This is a genomic window from Micromonospora alfalfae, assembly GCF_022230925.1.
In the GTDB taxonomy this organism is placed as follows: domain Bacteria; phylum Actinomycetota; class Actinomycetes; order Mycobacteriales; family Micromonosporaceae; genus Micromonospora; species Micromonospora alfalfae.
Genome location: NZ_JAKKFH010000001.1, coordinates 240,326 through 257,673, shown reverse-complemented (window position 1 = coordinate 257,673; position 17,348 = coordinate 240,326). Strand labels below are relative to the sequence as shown.

General features: G+C 72.6%; 11 protein-coding genes. 7 read left to right on the top strand and 4 right to left on the bottom strand.

What is annotated here, in order from left to right:
• The first annotated feature begins 60 nt into the window (after positions 1–60).
• Positions 61–1,281 carry a threonine ammonia-lyase gene (ilvA, locus tag MED01_RS01165; protein ID WP_238666655.1) on the top strand — a complete coding sequence of 407 codons (1,221 nt, stop codon included), beginning with the start codon at positions 61–63 and terminating at the stop codon, positions 1,279–1,281.
• A 96-nt stretch (positions 1,282–1,377) separates the two neighbouring features.
• Here ilvA and greA read toward each other — a convergent pair whose 3' ends face one another.
• Both greA and MED01_RS01155 read right to left on the bottom strand, forming a co-directional pair.
• Positions 1,378–1,875 (bottom strand): transcription elongation factor GreA, encoded by a 498-nt coding sequence (gene greA / locus MED01_RS01160; RefSeq protein WP_124854723.1) that lies wholly within the window; start codon positions 1,873–1,875, stop codon positions 1,378–1,380.
• A gap of 156 nt (positions 1,876–2,031) precedes the next feature.
• Entirely contained in the window at positions 2,032–2,472 is a 441-nt protein-coding gene (locus MED01_RS01155) for a DUF4307 domain-containing protein (protein ID WP_238666654.1), read from the bottom strand.
• A gap of 202 nt (positions 2,473–2,674) precedes the next feature.
• On the opposite strand from MED01_RS01155, the gene mca reads away from it, so the two are divergent.
• The 6 genes from mca (at position 2,675) to purE (ending at position 10,519) form a co-directional block, all read left to right on the top strand.
• Complete coding sequence (gene mca / locus MED01_RS01150; protein ID WP_238666653.1) at positions 2,675–3,556, top strand: mycothiol conjugate amidase Mca; 882 nt, start codon at positions 2,675–2,677, stop codon at positions 3,554–3,556.
• Between the two features lie 48 nt (positions 3,557–3,604).
• On the top strand, positions 3,605–3,898 hold the full coding sequence (locus MED01_RS01145) for a hypothetical protein (RefSeq protein WP_238666652.1): 294 nt from the start codon (positions 3,605–3,607) through the stop codon (positions 3,896–3,898).
• 179 nt (positions 3,899–4,077) lie between these two features.
• Positions 4,078–6,609, top strand: coding sequence for a putative bifunctional diguanylate cyclase/phosphodiesterase (locus tag MED01_RS01140; protein ID WP_238666651.1), 2,532 nt, complete (start codon positions 4,078–4,080; stop codon positions 6,607–6,609).
• 52 nt (positions 6,610–6,661) lie between these two features.
• A complete protein-coding gene (locus MED01_RS01135) occupies positions 6,662–8,698 on the top strand; it encodes a thioredoxin domain-containing protein (protein ID WP_238666650.1) in 2,037 nt (678 codons plus the stop codon).
• 121 nt (positions 8,699–8,819) lie between these two features.
• Complete coding sequence (locus MED01_RS01130) at positions 8,820–9,995, top strand: 5-(carboxyamino)imidazole ribonucleotide synthase (RefSeq protein ID WP_238666649.1); 1,176 nt, start codon at positions 8,820–8,822, stop codon at positions 9,993–9,995.
• A 32-nt stretch (positions 9,996–10,027) separates the two neighbouring features.
• Positions 10,028–10,519, top strand: coding sequence for a 5-(carboxyamino)imidazole ribonucleotide mutase (purE, locus tag MED01_RS01125; protein ID WP_238666648.1), 492 nt, complete (start codon positions 10,028–10,030; stop codon positions 10,517–10,519).
• Between the two features lie 154 nt (positions 10,520–10,673).
• Here purE and MED01_RS01120 read toward each other — a convergent pair whose 3' ends face one another.
• Together MED01_RS01120 and MED01_RS01115 are read right to left on the bottom strand one after the other, a co-directional pair.
• Positions 10,674–15,566 carry an SCO7613 C-terminal domain-containing membrane protein gene (locus MED01_RS01120; RefSeq protein WP_238666647.1) on the bottom strand — a complete coding sequence of 1,631 codons (4,893 nt, stop codon included), beginning with the start codon at positions 15,564–15,566 and terminating at the stop codon, positions 10,674–10,676.
• A gap of 151 nt (positions 15,567–15,717) precedes the next feature.
• On the bottom strand, positions 15,718–17,145 hold the full coding sequence (locus MED01_RS01115) for a UDP-glucose dehydrogenase family protein (RefSeq protein ID WP_238666646.1): 1,428 nt from the start codon (positions 17,143–17,145) through the stop codon (positions 15,718–15,720).
• Between the last annotated feature and the right edge of the window lie 203 nt (positions 17,146–17,348).

Sequence of the window (17,348 nt, the reverse complement as noted above, 5' to 3'; positions counted from 1 at the left end):
GCTGTCGGGCACTGCGGTGTCGCCGCCGAGGGGCCCGGAGTCGGGTGGCACGATCGGGGCATGACGGAACTGGTCGGTCTCGACGACGTGCGGGCCGCACGGGAGTTGCTCGCTGGCGTCACCCGCACCACCCCACTGGAGCCCTCCCGGCCGCTCAGCGCGGCACTGGGCGGGCCGACGTGGCTCAAGTGCGAGAACGTGCAGCGCGCCGGCTCGTACAAGGTGCGGGGAGCGTACGTGCGGATCTCCCGGTTGTCGGCGGCGGAGCGGGAGCGCGGCGTGGTAGCGGCGAGCGCTGGCAACCACGCGCAGGGCGTGGCACTTGCCGCCGGCCTGGTCGGCACGCACGCCACCGTCTTCATGCCGGTCAACGCGCCGCTGCCGAAGGTGGCCGCCACCAAGGGGTACGGCGCGCAGGTCGAGCTGGCCGGGAACACCGTCGACGAGTCGCTGGTCGCGGCGCACACGTACGCCGAGCGCACCGGCGCGGTGCTGATCCACCCGTTCGACCATCCCGATGTGATCGCCGGGCAGGGCACCGTGGCGCTGGAGATCCTCGAACAGTGCCCGGACGTGAAGACGATCATCACCGGGGTGGGCGGCGGCGGTCTGATCTCGGGCATGGCGGTGGCCGTGAAGGCGTTGCGCCCGGACGTCCGGATCATCGGCGTGCAGGCGGCCGGGGCGGCGGCGTTCCCACCCTCACTGGTGGCCGGGGAACCGGTCCGGCTGCCCATCTTCTCCACCATCGCCGACGGCATCGCGGTCGGCCGGCCGGGCGAAATCACCTTCAACCACGTGCGCAAGCTGGTCGACGAGATCGTCACGGTCTCCGAGGAGGACATCTCCCGGGCCCTGCTGATGCTGCTGGAGCGGGGCAAGCAGGTGGTCGAGCCGGCCGGGGCGGTCGGTGTGGCCGCGCTGCTGGCCGGCGTGGTCGAGGTGGAGACCCCTGTGGTCGCGGTGCTCTCCGGCGGCAACATCGACCCGCTGCTGATGCTGCGGGTGATCGAGCACGGGTTGGCCGCGGCGGGTCGCTACCTGCGGGTGACCGTCCGCTGTTCGGACCGGCCGGGGCAGCTCGCGTCGCTGCTCAGCCAGATCGCCGAGCACCGGGCCAACGTGGTGGACGTGGAGCACCAGCGGGCCAACCCGCACCTCAGCCTCGGCGAGGTGGAGGTGGCGCTGTCGGTGGAGACCCGGGGCGTCGAACACTCGGACACCCTGATCAGCGCCCTACGGGCCAGCGGCTACCAGGTGGTCTTCGCGGCCGAGGCGTGACACCGGTGGGTGCCACGCCTCGGATGCGCGGTGTTTCGACAGCGGGTGCCGGCGTCGGTCGAGCCGGCCGGCAGCGGGTGGCGCGACCGGCGAGAATCAGCCGGAGAACGGCTCGAAGCTGACCACTGTCACCTTGATGTCGGCGCCGCTGGGCGCCGTGTAGGTGCAGGTCTGCCCGGCTCGACCACCCAGGATCGCCTTGCCCAGCGCGGACTCGGGGCTGTAGACGGTCAGGTCCGTCGTGGCCGCGATCTCCCGGGAACCGAGCAGGAAGGTCTCGGTGTCGTTTGTGTCGTCGTCGAAGTAGATCGTCACCACCATGCCCGGCGACACCGCGTCGGCGGTCGGCGCCGCGCCGACCTTCGCGGTGCGCAGCAGCTCCTGCAGGTAGCGGATGCGTCCCTCGGCCTTGCCCTGCTCCTCGCGGGCGGCGTGGTAGCCGCCGTTCTCCTTGAGGTCGCCCTCCTCGCGCCGAGCGTTGATCTCGGCTGCGATCGCCGGACGGTTGGCGATGTGCTCGTCGAGCTCGGCCTGGAGGCGGTCGTACGCGTCCTGCGACAGCCAGGTGGCGGGCGCCTCGTTGCCAGTGGACACAGGCGTTCTCCTCAGTTGTGCGTGGCTGGCTGACAGGTGAACTACCAAGTTACCAGTGCGCTACGACACAGCGTGTCGGCCATCACCGCCGGTGTCCGGATCCGACACCGGCGGTAGGCACCCCGTCAGCCCCGCTTCTGGTGCTGTTCGAGCAGCTCAGGACGGTGGTCGGCAACTCAGGACCTCGCCGATGAACGGCCGCGCGGTGGTGGCCAGGAGGTGCTGGGTCCTGACATGCCGATCCCCGGGATCGGCGGTCACGGTGACCTGTTCGCGGCCGACCTCGGCGCCGGCACGGTCCCGGGCGCGCACCAGGCAGACCGCTGATCCACCGGGCGGGACGGTGACCCGAAAGTCGAGAAGCACCTGCTTGTCCGTGATGTCGGTGTACGTGATCACCTGAGCGTCGTAGACCGGATCACCGTACTGCCGGTAGAGCCGGACCGAGATCACTGTCAGCGTCGCCACGAGCGCCAACAGCGCCAGCGCGGCCAGCAGCGTACGGCGGCGCTTTCCGCCCGGTGCCCGACGGCGGCCGTAGCGTCCGGCCGGGAATACCGGCGCGCCTGGTGAAATTGTGGCGTGCGTCTCGGTCACCGGCGGGTATCTCCTGGCGTTGTTGTCGGCGGCATCGGCAAGAATGACAGAGCCCCATCCTCCCACCCGGTCCAGCCGCAGGAATGGCAGGTCATGCCCGGCGCTGGTGGCCGGTGACAGGTGCGGTGAGGAAAGATCCCGGCAGGTCAGCCGGTCGAGCCCGGTCGGGTCCACCGTCCGGCACAGACGAGGAGCGCCGAAGTTGGCAGAGCAACTGCGTCTCATGGCCGTGCACGCGCACCCGGACGACGAGTCGAGCAAGGGCGCGGCGACGACGGCGAAATATGTCGCTCAGGGGGTGGACGTCCTGGTCGTGACGTGCACCGGTGGCGAGCGCGGGAGCGTGCTCAACCCCAAGCTCGACCGACCCGACGTGTGGGCCAACATCGGCGAGATCCGGCGCGCCGAGATGGACGCCGCGCGGGCGATCCTCGGCGTCGACCAGGCATGGCTGGGCTTCGTCGACTCGGGTCTGCCCGAGGGCGATCCGCTGCCGCCGCTGCCCGAGGGCTGTTTCGCCCTCCAGGACGTCGAGGTCGCCGCGGGCCCGCTGGTGCGGTTGATGCGCGAGTTCCGTCCGCACGTGGTGACCACGTACGACGAGGAGGGTGGCTACCCGCACCCGGACCACATCATGTGCCACAAGGTGAGCGTGGCCGCGTTCGAGGCCGCCGGTGACCCGGAGCGCTACCCGGAGCTGGGCGCGCCCTGGCAGCCGCTGAAGCTCTACTACGACATCGGCTTCTCCAAGGGCAAGATCATGGCTTTGCACGAGGGCATGCTGGCCGCCGGTCTGGAGTCGCCCTACGAGGATTGGCTCAAGCGATGGGAGGACCGCCCCGACAAGGGCCCGCGGATCACCACCCGGGTCGAGTGCGCCGAATACTTCTCGGTCCGCGATGACGCGCTGCGCGCCCACGCCACCCAGGTCGACCCGGACGGCTTCTGGTTCCACGTGCCGATGGAGCTGCAGAAGCGCGCCTGGCCGACCGAGGATTACGAGCTGGCCCGCTCGATGGTCGACAGCCCGCTGCCCGAGTCCGATCTCTTCGCCGGGGTGCGGGAGACGGCGCACGCGCGCTGATTCCCGGCGGCGCTACCCTGGTTACCAACCGCACATCGGAGGAACGCCATGCTGACCGCTGCCCAGGTGCTCGCGGAGAACAACTTCGGGGACACCCGCACGGGTGGTCTGGCCGGGCCGATGGGCCTCTTCCTCATCCTGCTGCTGGCCACCGCGACCATCCTGCTGATCCGCAACATGAACGCTCGGCTGCGCCGTCTGCCGGACCGTTTCCCCCAGCAGTCCGGGCCGACCGACCCGACCAGGGCCGATGCGACAGTCGTCGATCCGACAGACGGGACCGGTGGGCGTGATTCATCCACGCCCGCTCCCAACGGGCACCAGCAGCACCTGAACGGGTAGTCCGCGCATGAATCACGCCGAACCGGGTGGTCGCCCCCTGTTGCGACCACCCGGTTTGGCTTAGCCTTCCGCCGGGGGGACCAAAAGTCTCCGAGCCGTGTGCGGGAGGGGGCGCCGATGACCAGCACAGCACCGGCCGCCCACCGCGACGTCGGTCGGTCGGCTGACGGGGGAGGTCGATGACCTCCGGTCCGGCCGACGACCCGTTCGATCGGCTCGGGGTGCGTGGCACACCGGGCCGGCTGCTCGTGCTCACCGCCGCCGTCACGCTGACCGCCCTGGCCGCCGCCGCGGTCGGGTTGACCCTCCCGGTCCGGTTGCCGGCCGACGACCCCCTCGGCGGTCCGGCCCGCTTCGGCATCGCCGTCGCCGTCCTGGCTCTCGCCCAGCTCGCCCGGCTGCGATTCCGCTCGGCCGCCGGCATGGTCAGCATCACCTGGGGCGAGGCCGCCCTGATCGTCTGCCTCTACCTGACTCCAGCCGGCTGGCTCCCGTCCGCCACGCTGCTCGGCACCGGGCTGGCCTGGACGTTGCTGTCACTGCACAACGACCGCCGTCCGGCCCTGGAGATCGTCCGGATCGCCGCGTCGCTGGCCGCCGCGTCGGCACTTGCCGTCTCCGTGACCACCGCGCTCGGGCGGCCGCTGCTCTCGCCACCCACCCCCATCCTGGCGCTGGCCGTGATCGCCGGTTCGGTGACGTACCTCCTGGTGACCGCCTGGCTCGGTGGCGTGACGCTGGGCCTGCGGCACGGGTTGCCGATCGGGCCGCCGCTGCTCGCCGCGCTGCGCGGCAAGCTGTTGATGTTCGTCGGCAACGTCGCGGTCGGCCTCGTGGTGGTCGCCCTGCTGGAACTCGACCCGCGCTGGTTGCTGTTGCTGCCGCCACTGCTGTGGCTGTTGCAGCAGACCTACCGTTACCGGCTGCGCTCCGATCAGGAGCGCCGCACCTGGCGTGCCTTCGCGGAGGCCACCGCGGCCCTCAACCAGCTCGACGAGCGGGGCGTGGCCAGCGCGGCGGTCACCGGGGCGCTGACGCTGTTCAACGCCGAGCTGGTGGACGTCGACGTGGCCCGGGCCGACGGCCGGTGGCACCGCTATCGAGGCGACGCCGGCGGCCAGCTTGTCGACCGGGAGACCGGCCCACCGGACCAGTCGGAGCCGGACGAGCACGAGCTGAGCCGGGCGCTGTCGGTCGGTGCCACGCCGGTCGGCCGGCTGCGGGTGCGGTTCCCCCGCTCGGCCCCGCCCACGGCCCGGGAACATGACGCGGTGGCCGCGTTCGGCGATGCCCTCGCCGCCGCGCTGCACGACGCCGCGACCCACCACGAGCTGCGGCTGGTGACCGCCCGTTCGTCGTACGAGGCGGTGCACGACCCGCTCACCGGGCTCGCCAACCGGGCGGCGATGCTGAGCAAGGGCGACCAGTCGCTGCGACAGCTCAGCCACGACCACCCGGTGGCACTGCTGCTGCTGGACATCAACCAGTTCAAGGAAGTCAACGACACCCTCGGCCACGCGGCCGGTGACCAGTTGCTGCGACTGACCGCGAACCGACTCAACGCGCTGGTCCGCGCCGGTGACCTGCTCGGTCGACTCGGTGGTGACGAGTTCGCCCTGCTGCTCACGGCGGTGCCGGTGCTCGGCGACCGGGCCGCCCCGATGGCCCACGCGTTGCGGCAGGCCCGCGAGATCGCCGAACGGTTGGCCGCACCGACCGAGGTGGCCGGCGTACGGATGTCCATCGAGGTCTCGGTCGGGGTGGTGGTGGCCGCCGCGGGCACCGCGGACCTGACCGAGCTGCTGCGTCGGGCCGACATCGCGATGTACCAGGCCAAGGAGGGCGGCGGCAACGTCGCCGCGTACGACGGAGCACGCGACGCGGCCAGCACCGACCAGCTCGCCCTGCTGGCCGAGCTGCGGGAGGCGTTGAAGGTCGACGATCAGCTGGTGCTGGCGTTGCAGCCGGCGGTCGACCTGGCCACCGGTGCGCCCACCGGGGTGGAGGCGCTGATCCGTTGGCAGCACCCCCGGCGTGGGTGGCTGAACCCGGCCGACTTCATCCGCCCGGTGGAAAACAGCGAGCAGCTCGGCACCTTCACCCGCTACGTGCTCGACAAGGCGCTCAGCGTGGCCGCCAGTTGGGCCCGGGAGGGGTTGGACGTGCCGATCTCGGTCAACCTCTCGGCGCGCAGCCTGCTCGACCCCCGGTTGCCGGCGGAGATCGCCGAGGCGTTGCGCCGCCACCAGGTGCCGCCGCACCGGCTCGTTCTGGAGATCACCGAGACGGTGGTGATGAGCGAGCTGGAGGTCATCGACGAGGTGTTGGCGACGCTCCGGTCGATGGGCGTGCAACTCGCTGTCGACGACTTCGGCACCGGCTTCTCGTCGCTGACCTTCCTCACCCGGATCGCTGTGGACGAGTTGAAGGTGGACCGTTCCTTCGTCATCCGGATGGCCGACTCGCCGGAGGCCGCCGCGATCGTCCGGACGACGGTCGGCCTGGCCCACGAGTTGGGGCTGCGGGTGGTCGCCGAAGGGGTGGAGACCGCCGAGCAGCGAATGGCCCTGGCCGAGTTGGGTTGCACCTCCGCGCAGGGCTACCACTTCTTCAAGCCCATGCCGGCGGACAAGATCGGTGCGGTGCTGGGGTCGCTGCGCGACTCGGCGGAGTCGAACGTGTTCCGGCTCCGCGCCGACGGCGCTTCCTGACCGTCCGGGTGGAGCCCGCGCGGTCCGCGCCGGGGCTGGCTATGGTCGTCAGGTGAATCGACTCGCCGACGCCACCAGTCCGTACCTGCTGCAGCACGCCGACAACCCGGTCGACTGGTGGCCGTGGTCGGACGAGGCGTTCGCCGAGGCGAAGCGGCGGGACGTTCCGGTGCTCATCTCGGTGGGCTACGCGGCCTGCCACTGGTGCCACGTCATGGCGCACGAGTCGTTCGAGAACGAGCAGGTCGGCACCCTGATGAACGACAACTTCGTGTCGATCAAGGTGGATCGTGAGGAACGTCCGGACGTGGACGCGATCTACATGACCGCCACCCAGGCGATGACCGGCCAGGGTGGTTGGCCGATGACCGTCTTCGCCACCCCGGACGGCACCCCGTTCTTCTGCGGCACCTACTTCCCGCGGCCCAACTTCGTCCAGTTGCTCCAGTCGGTCGCCACCGCCTGGCGGGAGCAGCGCGAGGCGGTGCTGGGCCAGGGCGCCGCGGTGGTCGAGGCGATCGGCGGCGCGCAGGCCGTGGGCGGCCCCACCGCGCCGCTGGACGCCCCGCTGCTCGACGCGGCGGCCGCAACGCTGGCCAGCGAGTACGACCGCACCAACGGCGGTTTCGGCGGCGCCCCGAAGTTTCCGCCGCACATGAACCTGCTCTTCCTGCTGCGTCACCACCAGCGCACCGGCGACCCGGGCAGCCTGGAGATCACCCGGCACACCGCCGAGGCGATGGCCCGGGGCGGCATCTACGACCAGCTCGCGGGCGGCTTCGCCCGCTATTCGGTCGACGCGCACTGGACGGTGCCGCACTTCGAGAAGATGCTCTACGACAACGCGCTGCTGCTGCGGGTCTACACCCAGCTGTGGCGACTCACCGGTGACCCGCTGGCCCGCCGGGTGGCCCGGGACACCGCCCGGTTCCTCGCCGACGAGCTGCACCGGCCGGGGCAGGGGTTCGCGTCCGCCCTGGACGCCGACACCGAGGGCGTCGAGGGGCTCACCTACGCCTGGACGCCCGCCCAGCTCGTGGAGGCGTTGGGCGAGGAGGACGGCCGGTTCGCCGCCGACCTGTTCACAGTCACCGACCAGGGCACCTTTGAGCACGGCATGAGCGTGCTCAAGCTCGCCCGGGACGTGGACGACGCCGCGCCCGAGGTGCGTGCCCGCTGGCAGCAGGTGGTCGGGCGGCTCCTCGCCGCCCGGGACACCCGCCCCCAGCCGGCCCTCGACGACAAGGTGGTGGCCGCCTGGAACGGCCTGGCGATCACCGCCATCGCCGAGTTCCAGCAGGTCGCCGCCGTGTACGCGTCCCCGCAGGACGAGGACGCCAACCTGATGGACGGCGTCACCATCGTCGCCGACGGGGCGATGCGCCAGGCCGCCGAGCACCTGGCCACCGTGCACCTGGTGGACGGCCGGCTGCGCCGAGTCTCCCGGGACGGCAAGGTCGGCGAGCCGGCCGGTGTCCTGGAGGACTACGGCTGCGTCGCCGAGGCATTCTGCGCGCTGCACCAGCTCACCGGCGAGGGCCGCTGGCTCACAGTGGCCGGCGAGCTGCTGGACACCGCCCTCGCGCACTTCGCCGCGCCCGGTGGTGCCTTCTACGACACCGCCGACGACGCGGAGCGGCTCGTCGCGCGGCCGGCCGACCCCACCGACAACGCCACCCCGTCCGGCCGGTCGGCGTTGATCGCCGGGCTGGTGGCGTACTCGGCGCTGACCGGGGAGACGCGCTACCGGGAGGCCGCCGAGGCGGCCCTCGGCACTGTCGCGCCCATCGTCGGCAGGCACCCCCGGTTCGCCGGGTACGCGGCCACTGTCGGGGAGGCGTTGCTCTCCGGGCCGTACGAGATCGCAGTGGTCACCGACGACCCGGCCGGCGACCCCCTGGTGGCCGCCGCCCGCCGGCACGCGCCGCCCGGAGCGGTGGTCGTCGCCGGGCGTCCGGACCAGCCGGGTGTGCCGCTGCTCGCCGACCGTCCGCTGGTCGAGGGGCGGTCCGCCGCGTACGTCTGCCGGGGTTTCGTCTGCCAGCGGCCGGTCACCTCGGTCGAGGAGCTGGTAGCCGAGCTGGGCTGAGCGCACGGCCACGCCCGGTAGTCGCCAGCGCCGCCCGCCGGGCGGCCCCGCCAGCGCTTCCGAGGTGGGTCGCCAGCCCTCCCGGTGGGCCCGTCGGCGGCCCGGATAGGCTGGCCGCGCTATGGATTCCCGTACCGGTCTGCCAGTTGTCGGCATGGTGGGTGGCGGCCAGTTGGCCCGGATGACCCACCAGGCCGCGATCGCCCTCGGCCAGTCACTGCGTGTGCTCGCGACCGCCCCCGACGACGGCGCGGCGCTGGTCGCCGCCGACGTCCAGTACGGCGACCACACCGACCTGGCCGCGCTGCGCACCTTCGCCAAGGGCTGCGACGTCGTCACCTTCGACCACGAGCACGTGCCCTCCGAGCACATCCGCACGCTGGCTGCGGAAGGGGTACCCCTCTACCCGCCGGCGGACGCGCTGCTGCACGCCCAGGACAAGCAGGTCATGCGGGAACGCCTGACCGAGCTGGGCGCTCCCAACCCGGCCTGGCGGCCGGTCGGGGAGCCCGCCGACCTCGTCGGCTTCGGCGAGCAGGTCGGCTGGCCGGTGGTGCTCAAGGCGGCCCGTGGTGGGTACGACGGCCGGGGCGTCTGGATGGTCGACGACGCCGCCCAGGCCACCGAGTTGGCGACCACGCTGCTCGCCGGCGGCACCCGGCTGATCGTCGAGGAGCGGGTGCCGCTGCGGCGAGAGCTGGCGGTGCAGGTGGCCCGTTCGCCGTTCGGTCAGGTGGCCGCGTACCCGGTGGTCGAGACCGTGCAGCGCGACGGCATCAACGTGGAGGTGCTGGCCCCGGCACCCGGCCTGGACGAGGAGTTGGCGGTCTCCGCGCAGCAGCTCGCCATCGACCTGGCCACCGCGCTCGGTGTGATCGGCCTGCTGGCCGTGGAGTTGTTCGAGGTGCGCGACGACGCCGGCCGGCCCGCGATCATGGTCAACGAGCTGGCGATGCGTCCGCACAACTCCGGGCACTGGACCATCGAGGGCGCCCGGACCTCGCAGTTCGAGCAGCACCTGCGAGCCGTGCTGGACTACCCGATGGGCGACACCGCGCTGACCGCCCCGGTGGTGGTGTCGGCGAACGTGCTCGGCGGCGAGCCGGGCGGAATGTCGATCGACGAGCGGTTGCACCACCTCTTCGCCGCCGAGCCGGGTGCCAAGGTGCACCTGTACGGCAAGCAGGTGCGACCCGGCCGCAAGATCGGGCACGTCACGGTGCTCGGTGACGACCTGGACGACCTGCGGGCGCGGGCCGCCCGGGCCGCGCGCTGGCTGCGCGAGGGCCACGAGTGAGTCACGGTTTCGGGAACGACGAGAGGGCCGCAGTGAGCACGGTTGGCTTGATCATGGGCAGCGACTCGGACTGGCCGACAATGCGGGCCGCTGCCGAGGTGTTGGACGACTTCGGCGTGGCGTACGAGGTTCGGGTGATCTCGGCGCACCGGACTCCGGTCGCGATGATCGAGTACGGGCGCGACGCCGCCGACCGGGGCCTCAAGGTGATCATCGCAGGAGCTGGGGGTGCCGCCGCGCTGCCCGGCATGGTGGCCTCGGTGACGCCGCTGCCGGTGATCGGTGTGCCGGTGCCACTGAAGCACCTCGACGGCATGGACTCGCTGCTGTCCATCGTGCAGATGCCGGCCGGGATCCCGGTCGCCACCGTGTCGATCGGCAACGCCCGCAACGCCGGCCTGCTCGCCGTACGGATCCTCGGTGCCGCCGACGAGGGCCTGCGCGCCAAGATGGCGACCTACCAGCAGGACCTGGAGAAGCTGGTGGCAACAAAGGAAGCCGCCCTGCAAGCCACCCTGCACTAACCCCCCGCCCTGCACCCCGCGATCTTGCACTTTCGGTCATTGTTCTGCGGCTTTCACGCCTTATGTCGCAACAGAAAGTGCAAGATCGCGGGCGGCAGCGCAACCCGCGCCCGTACACCCGGCGCACTCGCCCACGCCGCAGGGACCCTCCGACCTACCTCATGCCGCGTAGGGCTGTCTGTAGGCGTTCCTGGGCGCGGCGGCGGCGCTCGTTGCTCGCGCCGAGCACCAGCAGCAGGATGCCCACCGGGATCAGCGCCAGCCACGGGCCCAGGCTGAACAGGGCGTGGATCGCCGTGATCGCGGTGACCGACGCGCCGACGATCACCGGGGCCTGCTGCCGACTGGACGAGCCGAAGATCAGCACCGCGACAGCGCCGAGCAGCAGCAGCATCTGCCGCACCGTGCTGGACTCGGTGGCCAGCACGATTGCCAGCGTCGGCACGAAGGCCGCGACCAGCGCCGGCCCGTACGCCACCCAACTGCTCATGTCGGGTCGGTGGCGCAGTTCCAGGACTCCGACGAGGAGGGCCAACACGGCGAACGGCAGCGTGTACGCCTCGGGCAACGCCACGTCGGCGACGCGCATCAGGATCCACCACGCGGTGATCTCACAGACCACCACCGACCAGAACAGGATCCGACGTTCCACCGGCCGGCGACCGGGTCGGGTGGCCGCCACCCCGAGGACAGCGCCCCAGGCGGCCAGCAGGGCGGCGATGTGGCGGGGCGAGTCGAAGGCGAGGGCCAACGCGATCAGCGCGGCAGCGTACCCGGTCCACTCCACGGTGGATGCTTCCCGTTGCGCCTCGGGGCGGCGCAGCCGGGGCAGTGTCGCGGCGAGCACCTGTAGGACCGCGCCGACGGCGAGCACCCCGAACGCCGACCAGACCGCCGCCAGCCCGGCGACCAGGCCGGCGGTGAGCACGAAGAGCTGCGCCATGAGGGAGGCGAAGAGCCAGCCGAGGATGCGTGCCCGCTGGGTGGTGCCGAACAGCGCAGCCACCGCGCCCACCCCGACCGCGCTGCCGAGGGTGAACAGTGTCATCTGCCGGTCGGCCAGGCTGCCGGCGAGCCCGGCGCTGCCACCGGCCAGACCGATGGCGAACACCAGCACCCGGGCCAGCCGCAGCGAGCGGGCACGCTCGACCAGCGGCGGCGGTGGGGTCAGTGCGAGACCGAGCATCGCGATGGTGAAGACGGAGAGCGCGGCGACGGTGCTGGCGGGCCAGCCCTGGCCCAGCGCGATGGGTGCGATCAGCAGCGTGACGGCCGCCCCGGGCAGCACCACCGGCACGGCCCGGGAACGCCGCCCGCCGCTGAACCCGGTGGCGGCCAGCGCGGCGGTCGCGGTGAGCAGCAACGCCGTCAGCACGTGGGTCGGGTTGACCACGTCCGGTGGTGGGGTTTGCAGCTCCGGCGGCGGGCCCTGCCAGATCCGGGTCAGTGTGCGGTGCGGCTCTACCAGGGCGGTGAGCAGCGCGGGTGCGATCGAGGCGAGCGCCAGAGCGGTCGGCAACGCCGCAGCGGCCAACGCCCCAGCGGCCGGGTTGACCCGCCACCGCCGACTCTCCGCGTCGTCCGGCAACCGCCGTAGGGCGCCGTCGAGTCGTACCGCCCAGCGCCGGACCGGCTGGGCCGCGCCGGTGGGCGGCACTGTGGCCGCGCGGATCAGCTCGGCCAGTACGCCGAGCAGGGCGGCGGCGGCCGCGTAGACGCCAGCGGCGAGGCCGGTGGGGATGGCGGCGAGGGCGCTGATGGTGGCCCCGCCGACCACCGCCACGCTGACCCAGGGCAGATATTGCGGCACCAGCCGGCGGACCGCGGCCACGGCGGCCAGACCGAGGCTGGTAGCGGCCAGCGCGGCGGTCAGCACCACCTGCGCCGAGTGTTCGAACTCGGCGGAGAGCGCCGCCACCGCACCGGGGAGGGCCAGCAGGGCGGCACCGATCGCCGCGCCGCCGATCTGCGCCAGGTGCGGCGGCATCCCCTCGGTGTCGATGTCGACGACCTGTGGACCGGCGAGGACGCGGGCCAGCGTGGCCACCACCACGCCGATCAGCGCGATGCTGCCCAGCGCCAGGGCCGTGGTCCAGGGGCGGACCAGTCCGGCTCCGGCGGCGTGCAGCGCGACGACCCCGGCCACTGTGGCCCGGGACAGCCCGGCGCGCGCCTCCTCCGTTGCCACCGCGGCCATGCCGAACACTGTGGCGACCATTCCGCCGACGAGTACCGGCGACCACCAGGCCAGATCGAATGCGGCCGGTGCGCCGATCGTGGCGAGCACCACCGCCACACCGGACACGTCCCAGCGCCACGGCGGCGGGAGCAGGATGCCGGCGGCGAGGGCCAGCAGCGCCAGCGCGACCGGCGCCTGCCAGGTGGCACCGCCGACGGGGGCGGCCGGCCAGTCGCTCAGGTCGCCCCTCCAGATCGCTCCGGGGGTGGCCAGCACGCCGACCCCACCGCGCACCGCCGACCAGCCGGCGAGGACGCCGATCAGGACGCCGCCGACGGTGAGGCCGAGGATCGGACCGCGTCGCCACTCCTCCGGCATACTGCGGGCGCCCACGGCGACCACCAGAAGCAGGGCGGCGGCCACCGCCAGCTGCCCGCCCGGGGCGAGCACCGCGCCGATCCGTACCAGCGTGGCGATCAGGGCGGTGGTGACCGCTGCGGCGGCCAGGTCCGAGCCGTCGAGGGTGAGGTCGGCTCGACGGCCGGCGTCGATGGAGGGGGCCAGGAAGAGCAGCACCGCCGCGACCAGCAGGAGCGCGCCCACCCAGGCGTCGGCGACTGTCGCGCCGGGCGCCCCGAACGCCGCGGCGGTGACCATCAGCGCGCCCAGCCCGGTGCCGAGCGACAGCGGAGCGGGAATGTGGCGCTGGGAGACCTGCACGACTGCCGCGTAGCCCAGTGTCACGCAGACCGCCAGGAAGCTGGCCGCCAGGATCGGGACGGTCACCTCGCGCAGGCTCGCCGGGGTGGGGGTCGGGTCGCTCGGCATGGTCGCGGCCACGAACGCCGCCACCGCCCCGGGCAGCGCGAACGCGGCGCCACCGGCGGCCCAGGCGGTGACCGTGTCGGAGGCGGCCGAGGCGATCCTGATCCGGGGCGCCAGCGTGACCAGCGTGCCGGCCACGAACAGGGTGATCAGGACCGCGGCGGTGAGGGTGGGGCTGACCAGGCTGGCACCCGCGCCGAACAGGCCGACCACGGCCGCCCCGATGGCGTGCGCCACAGCGGCTCGGTCGGTGCGGGCGGAGAGCCCGATGACCCCGATGCCGATCGCGGTGATCACCATTGGCCAGGGTGCCGCCGCCCAGCCGAGGCCGAACGAGGCCGGAACGGCGAGCGCGGTCAGCGCCGCGCCGGCGACAGCGAACTCCCGGCGGATCTCGGTGGGCAGGGCCAGCACCGCCGCGATGGTGAGCAGGAACGCGGCACCCGCGAGCTGCCAGGTCGTCGGCCCGACGGCGGCGGCCAACTCGCCGGGGTACCGGCTGAGGTCGGGGTTCCAGGCGGGCAGTGCCGCCCGGACCGGTGCCACCCCGGCGCGTAGCGCGCCGCCGGCGACCACCAGGCCACTGACGGTCAGCGCCACCGCGGAGGCCAACTGTGGGCCACGTCGGGCCGCCTCCGGGACCGCGCGCACCGCCAGCCCGGTCACCGTGATGACCGCCGCGATCAGCAGCAGCGCCCGGCCGGGGAGGGCCACCGAGGCGATCCGGCTGAGCGAACCGATCACCGCCAGGGTGACGATGCCGGCCGCGACGTCCGGCAGCGGCGGGCGACGCAGCACCAACGCGCCGGCCAGCCCGATCATGGCGGCCAGCAGCAGCACCACCCCGGCGCCGGCCGCCGTCGGCACGGTCTGCGCCCGCAGCAGGGCGGTGACCGCGTACGCCAGCGAGACGGCGACAGCCACTGCGTGCAGCAACCAGGTCAGCTCACGCAGGCCGGGCACCGGGCGGGCCGGCTGGGGGTCGGCGGAGCCGCCGCTGGCGTCGATCAGCTCGGCGGCCTCCTCCGGGTCGCCCTCCGGCCGGCTCTCGGCGTCGCGTTGGCGGGGCGCGGCCGGCGTGCCCGGCGCTGGCAGGTCCTGCCGGACGGGGCGTTCGACAGTCACGCCGGAGCGGGCCAGGCCGAGGTTGACGAGGGCGACAAGGGCCAGCACCAGGGCCCAGCCGCCCGGGCCGGTGATCTGGTCGTACGCCAGCAGAGGCAGCACCGGCTGGGCGGCGAGCACAGTGGCGAAGCGGGGCGCGCGTAGACCGGTCCAACCGGCGTACCCGAATGCGACGGCGGCGGTGACTGCGAAGATCACCCCGGCGAAGACAGTGCCGGAGCCGCCGCCGACGCCGATCCGGTCCACCGCCCAGAGGGCGTTGCCGGCGAGCGGCACCAGCAGCAGACCGACAGCGGCGATGGTCTCGGCGGTCGAGGTGAGCCCGCGCCGGGCCAGTGCCGGTGGGGCGAGCAGCATCAGCACTGTGGCCAGGAGCAGGATGCCGAGCCGGGCCAGCGCGTCCATCGAGCTGGTGGCCACCGCGGCGAAGACCACGGCGGCCACGCCGAGCAGCAGCGCGCCAAGCCCGAGCGGAATGTTCTGCACCTCGCGCGAGGACGCCTCCGGCGGGTGCTCCGGGTCGTCCACGTCCAGCCAGGCGGCTGGTGGGGGCGGCGGCGGATCCTCCGGGGCGGTCGGAGTGCCCTGGCGGGGCACCCGGGGTGGCGCTCCCATGGTGGCCGTCGGTGGCCGTCGGCCGGGGCGGCGGCGCAGCACCCGGCGTGGCCGGGTGGCCTGCTTGAGCCGCTCCTCGCCGGCGTGCGCGAGGATGTCCCGCTGGAAGAGCGCGGCCTGCATCTTCGCGGCGATCTGGCGCTGCTCGCGGGCGATGGCGGCGTCGCGCGCCTTCATCTCCGCTATCGAACGCTCAATGTCGGCCAGGTGCTCGACCCACTGTGGTTGATCTGCCCCACAGTGGGGGCATCGGACAGCCGGCTTGATCTCCCGGCCGCACGAGGAGCATTGAAAGGTCGCCACGACACCCCTCCACCCGCACTGTGGACTCCCACTGTCGCAGCATGCCCAAAGCTGGCGCGGATTTCGACTCTTGTCGGCGGGTCCGGGGCAAACAACGACACCGGCCGGCCACCGAGATGCTCGATTGCCGGCCGGTGATGCGTCGGTTGGGTCAGGGGCGACCCATGCCCCGGTACTCCCAGCCCGCCTGGGCCCACAGTGCCGGGTCGAGGCAGTTGCGGCCGTCGACGACCTTGCGACCCTTCACCAACTCGCCCAGGGCGACCGGATCAGCGTTGCGGAAGTCGGCCCACTCGGTGAGGACGCAGACCAGGTCGGCCTCGTTGACCGCCTCGTTGATGCTGCTCTCGTAGGTCAACTCGGGGACCGCGCGGCGGGCGTTCTCGGTGCCCTGCGGGTCGTACACGTGCACGTCGGCGCCGGCCTTGTGCAGCAGCGCGGCGACGGCGAGCGCCGGGGCGTCGCGGACGTCGTCGGTGTTGGGCTTGAAGGTGGCACCGAGCACGGCGATCCGGGTGCCGGAGAAGTCCGGGCCGGCCGGGCCGGAGCGGCGGCCGAGCAGGTCCGCGGCGAGTTGGAGCACCCGGGTACGCCGACGCAGGTTGATCAGGTCGACCTCGTGCAGGAAGCGCAGCGCCTCGCCGGCACCCAGCTCCTGGGCGCGGGCCTGGAAGGCCCGGATGTCCTTGGGCAGGCAGGCGCCTCCGAAGCCGAGGCCGGCCTGGAGGAACCGGTTGCCGATGCGCGGGTCGTAGCCGATCGCGCGGGCCAGTTGGGTGACGTCGCCACCGGAGGCCTCGCAGACCTCGGCCATCGCGTTGATGAAGGAGATCTTGGTGGCCAGGAAGGCGTTCGCGGCGACCTTGACCAGCTCGGCGGTGGAGAAGTCGGTCACCACGAGGGGTACCTCGCGGTCCTCGGTGGCGGCCAGGTCGAACACGCCCTTGTGCGCGGCGTAGAGCATGCCGTTGGCCCACTCGCTCTTGACGCCGACCACGATCCGGTTGGGCCGCAGGACGTCGTCGACGGCGAAGCCCTCCTGGAGGAACTCGGGGCTCCACGCCACCTCGACGTCCAGGTCGTCCGGCGTGTGCTTGCCGACGAGCTGCTCGACCCACTCGGCGGTGCCGACCGGCACGGTGGACTTGCCGACGATCAACGCCTTGCGGGTCAGGTGCTGCGCGAGGCTGGTGACCGACGCCTCGACGTACGACAGGTCGGCGCCCATGCCGTCGGCCCGCTGCGGGGTGCCCACGCAGATGAAGTGCACGTCACCGAACTCGGCGGTCTCGGCGATGTCGGTGCTGAACCGGAGGCGGCCGGCGGCGAGGTTGCGTCGGAGCAGCTCGTCCAGGCCGGGCTCGTGGATCGGCACCTGACCGGCGTTCAGCATCGCGATCTTGTCGGCGTCGACGTCGAACCCGAGAACCTCGTAGCCCAGTTCGGCGTAGCAGATGGCGTACGTCGCACCGAGGTAACCAGTCCCAAGGAACGTCACCCGCGGCCGGGGTGCGCCCGAGGGCGGGGTCACCGCGGCGATGGCGGGGGTCGGCTGGATGGTGGGGTAGGGGATCGTCACGCCTGTCTTCTCCGCTCGCGCTGGCGTCGCGTCGTCGCGTCGCATTCTGCTGCGGCGCCTGGGCGGGGCACCGGAGGGTGGCTCACTGTTTCAATCTCCATCATCGCTGAGCGCGTTAGGTGCACCGTCCTGCCCATACCTACGCGCCGGTAACATCACCTGAACTGCAGTCGCTAGTCTTCAGTCTGCGCGGTCGGCGGTCA

What these genes read in the sequence shown, in the direction of transcription:
- ilvA (WP_238666655.1), top strand. Translation starts at nt 61, where the DNA reads ATGACGGAACTGGTCGGTCTCGACGACGTGCGGGCCGCACGGGAGTTG.
- MED01_RS01145 (WP_238666652.1), top strand. Translation starts at nt 3,605, where the DNA reads ATGCTGACCGCTGCCCAGGTGCTCGCGGAGAACAACTTCGGGGACACC.
- MED01_RS01140 (WP_238666651.1), top strand. Translation starts at nt 4,078, where the DNA reads ATGACCTCCGGTCCGGCCGACGACCCGTTCGATCGGCTCGGGGTGCGT.
- MED01_RS01130 (WP_238666649.1), top strand. Translation starts at nt 8,820, where the DNA reads ATGGATTCCCGTACCGGTCTGCCAGTTGTCGGCATGGTGGGTGGCGGC.